General features: G+C 45.6%; 10 protein-coding genes and 2 pseudogenes. 4 read left to right on the top strand and 8 right to left on the bottom strand.

Translation table 11 applies throughout. The features are described from left to right. The 8 genes and pseudogenes from A2517_RS03025 to mnmG form a co-directional block, all read right to left on the bottom strand. A pseudogene (locus A2517_RS03025) lies at positions 1-458 on the bottom strand (7-carboxy-7-deazaguanine synthase QueE); the annotation flags it as partial. Between the two features lie 2 nt (positions 459-460). Further along, positions 461-1426, bottom strand: coding sequence for a GTP 3',8-cyclase MoaA (gene moaA, locus A2517_RS03020; RefSeq protein WP_294893994.1), 966 nt, complete (start codon positions 1424-1426; stop codon positions 461-463). 117 nt (positions 1427-1543) lie between these two features. Further along, positions 1544-1939: a hypothetical protein gene (locus A2517_RS03015; protein WP_294893992.1), complete on the bottom strand. Its 396-nt coding sequence runs from the start codon at positions 1937-1939 to the stop codon at positions 1544-1546. A 10-nt stretch (positions 1940-1949) separates the two neighbouring features. Further along, a complete protein-coding gene (locus tag A2517_RS03010; protein WP_294893990.1) occupies positions 1950-2828 on the bottom strand; it encodes a c-type cytochrome in 879 nt (292 codons plus the stop codon). After that, positions 2828-4078 (bottom strand): cytochrome bc complex cytochrome b subunit, encoded by a 1251-nt coding sequence (locus A2517_RS03005; protein WP_294893988.1) that lies wholly within the window; start codon positions 4076-4078, stop codon positions 2828-2830. Before A2517_RS03005 ends, A2517_RS03010 begins: the two co-directional genes overlap by 1 nt. A gap of 10 nt (positions 4079-4088) precedes the next feature. Next, positions 4089-4589 (bottom strand): Rieske 2Fe-2S domain-containing protein, encoded by a 501-nt coding sequence (locus A2517_RS03000; RefSeq protein ID WP_294893986.1) that lies wholly within the window; start codon positions 4587-4589, stop codon positions 4089-4091. A gap of 42 nt (positions 4590-4631) precedes the next feature. Beyond that, positions 4632-5519 carry a hypothetical protein gene (locus A2517_RS02995; RefSeq protein ID WP_294893984.1) on the bottom strand — a complete coding sequence of 296 codons (888 nt, stop codon included), beginning with the start codon at positions 5517-5519 and terminating at the stop codon, positions 4632-4634. Beyond that, positions 5516-7387: a tRNA uridine-5-carboxymethylaminomethyl(34) synthesis enzyme MnmG gene (mnmG, locus tag A2517_RS02990; RefSeq protein WP_294893982.1), complete on the bottom strand. Its 1872-nt coding sequence runs from the start codon at positions 7385-7387 to the stop codon at positions 5516-5518. Before mnmG ends, A2517_RS02995 begins: the two co-directional genes overlap by 4 nt. Before the next feature lie 119 nt (positions 7388-7506). Here mnmG and A2517_RS02985 point away from each other — a divergent pair, with 119 nt between their 5' ends. From A2517_RS02985 to A2517_RS02970, 4 genes and pseudogenes are all read left to right on the top strand, one after another. Continuing rightward, positions 7507-7704, top strand: coding sequence for a hypothetical protein (locus A2517_RS02985; protein WP_294893980.1), 198 nt, complete (start codon positions 7507-7509; stop codon positions 7702-7704). A gap of 43 nt (positions 7705-7747) precedes the next feature. Next, positions 7748-8431 carry a tetratricopeptide repeat protein gene (locus A2517_RS02980; RefSeq protein ID WP_294893978.1) on the top strand — a complete coding sequence of 228 codons (684 nt, stop codon included), beginning with the start codon at positions 7748-7750 and terminating at the stop codon, positions 8429-8431. 12 nt (positions 8432-8443) lie between these two features. Next, the gene (locus tag A2517_RS02975) at positions 8444-9058 is read left to right on the top strand and encodes a riboflavin synthase (protein ID WP_294893976.1); all 615 of its coding nucleotides are present in this window, start codon (positions 8444-8446) and stop codon (positions 9056-9058) included. A 2-nt stretch (positions 9059-9060) separates the two neighbouring features. Then, positions 9061-9295: pseudogene (locus A2517_RS02970) on the top strand (hypothetical protein); the annotation flags it as partial.

The following is a 9295-nucleotide window of genomic DNA, read 5'->3' as shown; positions in this document are numbered from 1 at the left end:
CTGTTGGAGAGTTTCACCGAGAGGGCATAGGTCGCCTCACGGTAAAACGGATATCGGACAAAATCAGGGGCAATCGTCGCGTTGGTCTCAAACGTCACCCGGTGCCCTTGTGAGATCAGATAGTCGATGAATTCGACAAAAATCGGCTCATTCGCATAGATCAGCGGTTCTCCTCCGGTGAGGACAATATCGACATTGTGCGGAAGCCGATACCCGTTCATAATCCAAATGAGGCTTTGAAGCTCTTCGATCTCCATCCACAAATCGCCGAATCCTTTGCGATCCACCGCATAGACCGTATCGCATCCGAGCACTTCGCGTCCATCAGGGGTGATTTCAGTGCACCCGAATCCCTCGCATTTGAGGTTGCACCCTCCGAAGCGAAAAAAGAGCGACGGGGTTCCGACGTATTTCCCCTCACCTTGTACCGAATAAAAATGCTCAACCAGATACAGCATCTTTATCCCCCCGTCTCATAAAATGCACGGCTAGAGCGTTCAGCATCATCCTCACTCCAGCGGTTCTTTTCAGGTTTGGTACGGATAACCTCTTTGAGGACTAAGGCCGCCTCTTTGATATCGCCGCGACGTACCGCGTCACGGATCGACATCGCTTCATCAAAATACAAGCACGGAATCAAGTTCCCCTCTGCGGTGAGGCGGATACGGTTGCATTTCGTACAAAAATCGTCTTTATGCGGTTCGATAATCCCGAACTCATACCCATCCTCAAGTTTATAATAGTGTGAGGGGGAGTGGCCGTCAAACCCTTCATCTACATAGGTGTAGCGACTACCGATACTGGCAAGAAGCTCATGGCTTTGCATCCCTTTGATATCGACCTCGGCATGAACGTTTTCCATATACTCAATAAAACGTACCGTCATACCGCGAGTTTTGCAGTATTCTAAGACATCGAGCACTTCATTGTCATTGAGCCCCCTCATCGGAACCATGTTGACTTTGACTTTTACTCCGACGCGCAACGCCTCTTCTACCCCCTCCAGCACCTGACGCAAAACATCTTTTTTGGCAATCGTTTCGGCAATCTCGGGTTTAAGCGAATCGATTGAGACATTCAGACGACGCAACCCTGCATCATAAAGTTTTTGAGCAGTGCCTTTGAGCAAAAAGGCATTGGTGGTCATCGCCAAATCGATATCGTTTTTATAATCGTAAATCATTTTGATAAACGTATCGAGGTCTTCTCGCAATAGCGGCTCGCCACCGGTAATACGGATTTTTTTGACCCCTTCGTCTATCGCTACTTTTATAAACTCAAAAAGCTCTTCAAAACTAAGTAAATTCTCTTTTGGTACCCACGAAAACGGTTTTTCGGGCATACAGTATTGGCACCTGAAATTACACCGTTCCGTTACCGAAACACGCAAATAATCAACGGTTCTGCCATAACTATCTATTAACACGACTATCCTTGAAAAAATCCTGATATCAGGAGCAATGCGCGATAGTATCTAAAAGTTGTTGTGAATTTTATTTATTGAAAGAGTTAAGGGGGAAATCCCCGAAGAGGGGATTACTTTTTACCAGCCGCGAACGACTGCGTGACATGCCGTACATGCATTCACGATTTCTGAATACGATTGACTTGCTTTTGAATACTCTTTTTTGTTCAAAGCTTTGAGCAATTCGTCTGATGCAGTGTCAATACGTTTAGCTGCATTAAAAGCGATATTGCTCATATGCTGTTTATCTTTTGGAAGATATTTTTTGCTCGCATCCACATTGTGAAAAAGAGCATTTGCTTTATGAATTTCACTTACACCTGATTTGATCAATGTAGGTGCATTGTACAAAAACCCTTTTTGAACATTGTTCAAACCGTTTTCCATTTGGCTCATATTTAGAACCAATGTTTCATCCGACATTGCACTGACACTAAGGAGTGCCGATAATGCTAGAATTTTAACCATTTTCATCCATTACTCCTTAGTGAACTTCTGACCAGATTTTGCGTTTCCACAAATAAGCCAAGATTGCAAATACTAACGTATAGAACATTACCCATATACCAAGGTTCTCACGCTCAGCTTTTTTGGAATCGCCAATCGATTCCATATAAGCTATTACTTCTTCTTGCGCTTTTTGGTTCAATCCCGTACGCGGCATAGACGTTCCATGAAGCAATACTTGCGGGTCATTGATGAAACTATAAAGATAGTGCTCACCACGACTTTTTATGTATTGAGACAAGTCTGGAGGCGTTGCACCCATGTATGCTTTGATGTTTTCACTCGGTGTTGTCGCTTCAAAACCGGCATACGCCATAGAGTGACAACGTCCACATGCTACTTCATACGTATTTTTATGTGATGCAATACCTGATTTTGCTTTTGGAGCAAGCCCTTGAAAATAACTAACGATATCCATAATTTCTTGAGGAGTCATCCAGTTATAGGCAGGCATAGGGAACGCTTTACCGCTTTCCGGTGTATATTTATGCTGCAAATGCATTGCAGTGACCGGATCAAAAATAAAGTTGGCCAAATAGTTTTTATCGTAAATCCAACCTGCACTGCTCAAATCCGGCGGTACAACGCCGTAACTTGCCGCAGCATCAGCATTAGGCATAACTTGAGGATGTCCTGCCGATTCAATCGAGTGACATGCGACACAGTTTGCTTCTACGAGTACTTTACCGTTTTCAGGATTCCCTTTGATTGACATATCAACATTTTTCAAATCTTTAAACGTAAAGTCGGCCGGAGCAACTTCCGGATGCATTACATGATGTGCATACGGTTCAATTCCATAATAGGTAATGCCGACAAGAGCGACAATAACTGCTAAAATTTTAAACTCTTTCATTATTTGCCCCCCACTTTTTTAGCTTCAGCTTTGGTAATAAACGGAAGTGCTATAAACAATGTCAAAAAGGTCATTGATGAAGCAAAACCTACCCATGCGTTTGCACCGGTCGGAGGCAACTTGCCATACACTGTAAGTACGATTAAGTCTGCCATCAAGAACCAGAACCAGTATTTGAAATAAGGGCGTTGATTAGCCGGTTTCACCATAGGTGAGCGATCCAACCAAGGCAATACAAGGAAAATAGCATTCGCAAAACCAAACGCCATCAATCCTAAATCTTTACCGGATACACCTGCGATCTCAAAGAAGAATCCGCGCAATACTTCATAGCTCCACAAGAAATACCACTCAGGGTAGATGTGTGCCGGAGTTTTAAGGCCGTCTGCTTTATCAAAGTTAACCGGATCCATCGCAAAGTTGTAATGGAAGAAAACCAAATAGAAAAAGAACAGCATAAAGAAACCGAGAACAAAGAAATCTTTTGACAAGAATACCGGCCAGAAAGGGACAACTTTAGACTCTTTTTTATTACCTGCAAGGTATTTTTCCGCTTCTTCGTCGAAATCGAAAAACTCACCCTTTTCATTATTAACATGTGGAAAACGGAGCGCGTAAAAGTGGAATACGATCGCACCGATAATCGCCAACGGAATCAACAATACGTGAAGCATAAAGAAACGGGTTAACGTTGAATCGGAAACATAGAAGTTACCGCGAATCCAAACAACCAATTCATCACCGATAACCGGAATACCACCGAAAATCTCAGTAATAACGTACGCTGCCCAGTATGACATTTGTCCCCATGGAAGCATGTATCCGCTAAACCCTTCTGCAGAGAAAAGCATGAACAAGAGCATACCTGAGACCCAGATCATCTCACGCCCTTTTTTATACGAGCCGTAATAGATACCGGTAAACATGTGGATATAGATTACCAAGAAAACAACCGAAGCACCTACAGCGTGGATATGTCGAAACAACCAACCGTACGCCACTTCTTGCATAATCGTGTAGTTAACACTGTCAAACGCCATATTAACGTCTGGTTTGTAATACATCAAAAGGAAAATTCCAGATACTACCAAGAACGTAAACAATACGGTTAAAAGAACACCCATTGCCCACAAGAAGTTGATATTTTTCGGAATCCAATACTCTGTCATCATCACTTTTGCAAAGTTGACGACGCCTAAACGCTGGTCAAACCACTCGAGCATCGAGTCTGCTTTTTTAAATTCTGCCATCTCGCTCCCCTTACGCTTTCGCTATCATAGCTTTGTATTCAGGACCTTCTTCACCCAAAACAAGCGTTACACCGTCAAGTTTGAACGGCGGAATATCCAGCGGACGCGGTGGAGGTCCGAATTTTTGAACACCGGCATCGGTGAATTCTCCCCCATGACAAGCACATTTAAAATCATGCTGATCGGCACGATAGGCCGGAATACAGCCTAGATGGGTACAAAGACCGATCATAACTGAAAAATAGTGATCACCGATCTTGACATTGCGTCCGTCGGTAGGTTTCATATCTTCCGTATATTTAAGGATAAACACCGGTTTTCCTCGCCATACAGCGATTTCTAATTTATTGGCTTCTAGGCCTGACACGTCTACCGTTGTAAATCCGGCTGACATGACGCTAGGGAGTGGATCCCATGTCTTCTTCATCGCGATGAGCGAGGCAATTCCCCCGACAGCAGCGACTGCACCAAAGGCTTTACCAATAAACCCTCTTCTGCTTTCATCCATCATTGTCATCTCACTTAAGTTGGAAATTTAACTCCCTATCATAAGTTAAAAAGGTTTAAGATTCACTAAATTGAAACTTTTCCTTATGAATTCGATTACTTCAGTGTTACTATTTTTAATTTTTTGATAACTATTTGATGAAGATATTCTTATAGCTTGCATAAGCTGTTCTTGGTTATAACCTTCTACAATAGGGATATTTAGTGCCGTAAAAAGGGGAATAAACTCTCGTGAATAATCGGGACGTTGCATGAAAACAGGTTTTCCGCCACTTGCGAGATTTTGAAGTACCGCCATCGGCGAAGCGGTGACTAAAATCTCACTTTGTCGAATCACCTCATCGTAAGCTTCACACTCATGAATGTGAGCAAAACTCTCTTTTAGAGATTTTTCATACCCTAAGAAATGGTAAAAGCCCATCAAGAGTTCCATATTGTAGGGTTTAAAAAGCTCTTGATGTTTCTCTAAATCTTTCTCATAGTCATCATCACCGAAAAAGAGTGCCATCGGAATTGTTTTCGGTTGCGGCGCATAATAGCGCTCATCCACAACCACCGCGTTACAAATCCCCTCACCTTCCAGATACGGTGAAATCAAAAACTCTTTAGGGTGTTTCGTATCGCTAGCGTCATCACTAATACGGATAAACGAGGGGAAAAATTGGGTCATATCGTCCAATAGCGTCGGATTAATCTCGGCAGAATCAAAAATCATCTTATCACCATGATGCGCGATTTGAGGAATATTGCGGACAAGATCCACACCGACGGAGCGTTTGATACCGTACTCTTTCGCTTCCGCAGCAATCCGAAAATCGGAACAAAGGAGGGTAATATCAATCTCCTTCTGAAGCTCCTTCATAATGGCAACGGCACGGTGAAAACGGTCAAGTCCGATACGGTGCCCCGTGTGGACGTAGTAAAAATATCTCATTTTTTTCCTGCCATTTTAATGTAAATATGTAATATATCCAACGCGGCGGGGGTCATTCCGCTGATCTGCGATGCCGCTTGTAAGGTAGGCGGATTAAAGGTGTTGAGTTTACTCACGATCTCATTGGAGAGCCCTGATACGGATGAAAAATCAAAATTCTCAGGTATAGCGATGTGAAGCATCTTCGACATCCGCTCGATATCATCACTTTGTTTCTCGACGTAACGGGCGTATTTCGCTTCGATCAAAATCTGCTCTTGGATGTACGGGTCAAGTTCTGCGAAACTCGGGATCAGCTTCACCAATTTATCCAGTTCAAAACTCTTACGGGAGACAAGCTGGGTCGCGGTGAGTTTATCGGTGATGTGCTCCTCGTCGATGGAGGCTAAAAATGCGAGAAACTCTTTGTTTGGGGTGTAGATCGTCTCTTCGAGGAGCTTCAACCCCTCAGCGATTTGAGTCCGTTTCGTCTCGATCCGCTCCATTTGAGCATCATCAATGAGCCCCAGAGCGTGACCGTAGCGTCCCAAACGCAAATCAGCCGTCTCTTCGCGAAGCAACAAGCGATATTCGGCGCGGGAGGTGAACATACGGTACGGCTCTTTCGTCCCTTTGGTGACCAGATCATCGATCAAAACCCCGATGTAGGCTTCATCACGACGCAAGATGAGGGGTTCTTTCCCCTGAAGGGAGAGTGCCGCATTGATCCCCGCCATCATCCCCTGCGCCGCCGCCTCTTCGTATCCCGTGGTGCCGTTGAGCTGTCCCGCACAATAGAGATTTTTAACTTTTTTCGTCTCTAGCGTATGTTTCAACTCGGTCGGATCGACATAATCGTACTCGATAGCGTAGCCGTAACGGACGATTTTCGCGTTCTCCATCCCATGCACCGATTGGATCATAGAACGCTGTACATCTGGTGGGAGTGAGGTAGACATCCCGTTGATATAGCACTCGGTATTTTCCGCACTTTGGGGTTCGATAAAGAGATGGTGACGCTCTTTGTCGCGGAAACGGTTGATTTTATCCTCGATGCTCGGGCAATAACGCGGTCCTACCCCCTCGATCTGTCCCGTAAACAATGGCGCGCGGTGGAAATTCCCTTCGATCAAGCTATGAGTCTCTTCGTTCGTGTAGGCGATATAGCACGGAAGCTGTTTTTTGGTACGGGCAAACTCGTGCCGATCGGTACGGAAACTGAACGGATTGGGAAGTTCATCCCCGTCTTGAATCTCCATCACACTAAAATCGATCGAAGAGCTGTCGATGCGGGGGCATGTCCCTGTTTTGAGCCGTCCGACATTGAGTCCCGCTTCGCGGAGTGAGTCGGTAAGCCCTTTTGCGGGGAATTCACCGAAACGTCCCGCTTCTTGGGTAATCTCACCGATATGCACCACACCGTTGAGAAATGTCCCCGTCGTCAAAATCACCTTCTTCGCACGGTATTCATTAAGCAAATGGGTGCGGACTCCGACGACAGAGCCCTCTTCGATGATAAGAGCCGTAACCGTCTCTTGAATCAACGACATATTAGGGGTGGTGAGGATTTTGTTACGGGCGATGATACGGTAGCGATCCATGTCAATTTGAGCACGGCTTCCGCGAACAGCGGGGCCTTTGGTGATATTGAGGATACGAAACTGGATTCCTGCTTCATCGGTCAGCAACCCCATCTCACCGCCGAGAGCATCGAGTTCTCGTACCAAATGCCCTTTTGCGAGTCCGCCGACGGCAGGATTACAGCTGGTTGCCCCCACTTGTTCCGCCAAAATAGAGACCATCAGGGTATTTTGTCCCATGCGTGCCGAGGCGAGTGCGGCTTCAATTCCGGCGTGTCCTCCGCCGACGACGATAACGTCATAGTTCATTATTACTTCTTTTTACGTAAATTATTACTGCAATTATAGCTCCACTTGTTGAAACCTATAAAAAGAGAAAGGAAAAAGTGTCTACAATTAAGAAAATATTTTGATGACAGGTGACACAAATGGATGGCTTAAACACCAAAACATTAGAAGAGCTTCTCAAAAACTACAATCCGGAACCTCTCGAATACGATCCCGAAGTAGATGGAGGAGACGAATACCTCATCCGCGATGAGCTTCTCAAAAAAAAAGAGGAACTCAAAGACGTTGTAAGCAAGCTTAAAGAAAAACAGCGAGAGAGTAGAAAAGTGCGCCGTTAAGTGCGCTTTGTTATAATCCTCCAAAAATTGATTAGGACTCTGTATGCTCCAAAGTGCATTTGATGCTTTTAATAACGCTCACTACGATGAAGCGCTAGAGCTTTTTGAAACGCTCGCCCTCCAAAACAACCCTACTGCCCTCTCATCTCTGGGGTACATGCACCAAAAAGGTCTTGGGGTTGAGAGTTCACTGGAGCGATCTTACCATCTCTATCTCCAAGCCGCCGAACTAAATGAACCTGCCGCCCTTTACAATCTCGCTCTGATGTATGCCGACGGTGTCGTTGTTGCACATGATCAATTCAAATCATACGAATATCTCCTCCGCGCCGCCGTATTGGAATTTCCACAGGCACAGTTTGAAACGGCACTCTCACTGGAGCGGGGTTTAGGATGTGCACAAAATTTCTCCGAAGCGGCATTTTGGTACGAAGAAGCCGCTAAGAGGGGAAATGCCAACGCGTTCAACAATCTCGGCGTCCTCTATAAAGAGGGGCATGGAGTGGTACAAGACTATCCCAAAGCCTTTATCTGTTTCTCCCGCGCCGCTGCGATGAATCTCGCTGAGGCTCAGTACAATCTGGGTCTTATGTACGATCAGGGGTTCGGATGCGAAGCCGATCACGAAACGGCACTCGAATGGTGCCGTAAAGCGGCCTATAACGGTCACGAAAAAGCGAAAACTATTATCCGTTCTTTGCAAGAAGAGGGTAAGATTGTATTTTAACAAGGGAGCACTATGTTTACAGGACTGATTCGGGAGATGGCACACGTGAAAAGCTTCGGCGGGAATCGTTTATCTCTCAAAGCCGCGCACAAACCTAAACTCGGTGACTCCATCGCTATCAACGGCACCTGCCTCTCGGTCGTGAGCATCGAGTCGGATGGATTTAGTGTCGAACTCTCTCCCGAAACCCTAAAACACATTGCTACCGAAAAACTAAGCGGTTCGGTCCACATCGAACCCGCGATGATGATGGGGGATCGGTTCGAGGGGCATATCGTCCAAGGGCATATCGACACGATCGGCACTATCCGCTCCATCACCGACAACGGAAACAGCTACGATGTGATCGTCGATGTCGACTCAGCGTTTATCCCCCTCATCCCTCCGAAAGGCTCCATCACCATCGACGGGATCAGTCTGACGGTCAATGAGGTTATGGGGGATGCTTTTCGCCTCACCATCATCCCGATCACAATGCGCGAAACCCTCTTCGGCAGTTATAAAAAAGGGACACGGGTCAACATCGAAACCGACGTATTCGCCCGCTATATGCGCCATATCCTAACCGCGTCCAAATCCCAAGGAATGAGCTGGAACGATATCGACCATATCAGCTCACTCTACTAACCATGAAAACCGTTGAACTCATAATGATGCTCGCATTTGCCGGCGGGCTTGTCCTAACCCTCTATAAAGTGTATCTCTTTCTCCCGCAAAAGCCTCTCGCTGATGATGATACGACTCCCGAATCGGTCGAGTTGTTGGAGCGAATTATGGTCGAGTGCAACAATGCCCACGAGCATCTGGACGAAGAGTCTCTGTTTCAGATGATGAGTTCACATCACGATTTTGATCCGAAACATT

The sequence above is a fragment of the Sulfuricurvum sp. RIFOXYD12_FULL_44_77 genome, assembly GCF_001830725.1.
GTDB classification, from domain to species: Bacteria; Campylobacterota; Campylobacteria; order Campylobacterales; family Sulfurimonadaceae; genus Sulfuricurvum; species Sulfuricurvum kujiense_A.
Note: the sequence above shows the minus strand (reverse complement) of the source record. Positions and strands in the feature narration are given on the sequence as shown.

Coding starts and splice junctions, on each gene's coding strand:
- A2517_RS03015 (WP_294893992.1), bottom strand. CDS start 1,939: ATGAAAATGGTTAAAATTCTAGCATTATCGGCACTCCTTAGTGTCAGT.
- A2517_RS03010 (WP_294893990.1), bottom strand. CDS start 2,828: ATGAAAGAGTTTAAAATTTTAGCAGTTATTGTCGCTCTTGTCGGCATT.
- A2517_RS03005 (WP_294893988.1), bottom strand. CDS start 4,078: ATGGCAGAATTTAAAAAAGCAGACTCGATGCTCGAGTGGTTTGACCAG.
- A2517_RS03000 (WP_294893986.1), bottom strand. CDS start 4,589: ATGATGGATGAAAGCAGAAGAGGGTTTATTGGTAAAGCCTTTGGTGCA.
- A2517_RS02995 (WP_294893984.1), bottom strand. CDS start 5,519: ATGAGATATTTTTACTACGTCCACACGGGGCACCGTATCGGACTTGAC.
- mnmG (WP_294893982.1), bottom strand. CDS start 7,387: ATGAACTATGACGTTATCGTCGTCGGCGGAGGACACGCCGGAATTGAA.
- A2517_RS02985 (WP_294893980.1), top strand. CDS start 7,507: ATGGATGGCTTAAACACCAAAACATTAGAAGAGCTTCTCAAAAACTAC.
- A2517_RS02980 (WP_294893978.1), top strand. CDS start 7,748: ATGCTCCAAAGTGCATTTGATGCTTTTAATAACGCTCACTACGATGAA.
- A2517_RS02975 (WP_294893976.1), top strand. CDS start 8,444: ATGTTTACAGGACTGATTCGGGAGATGGCACACGTGAAAAGCTTCGGC.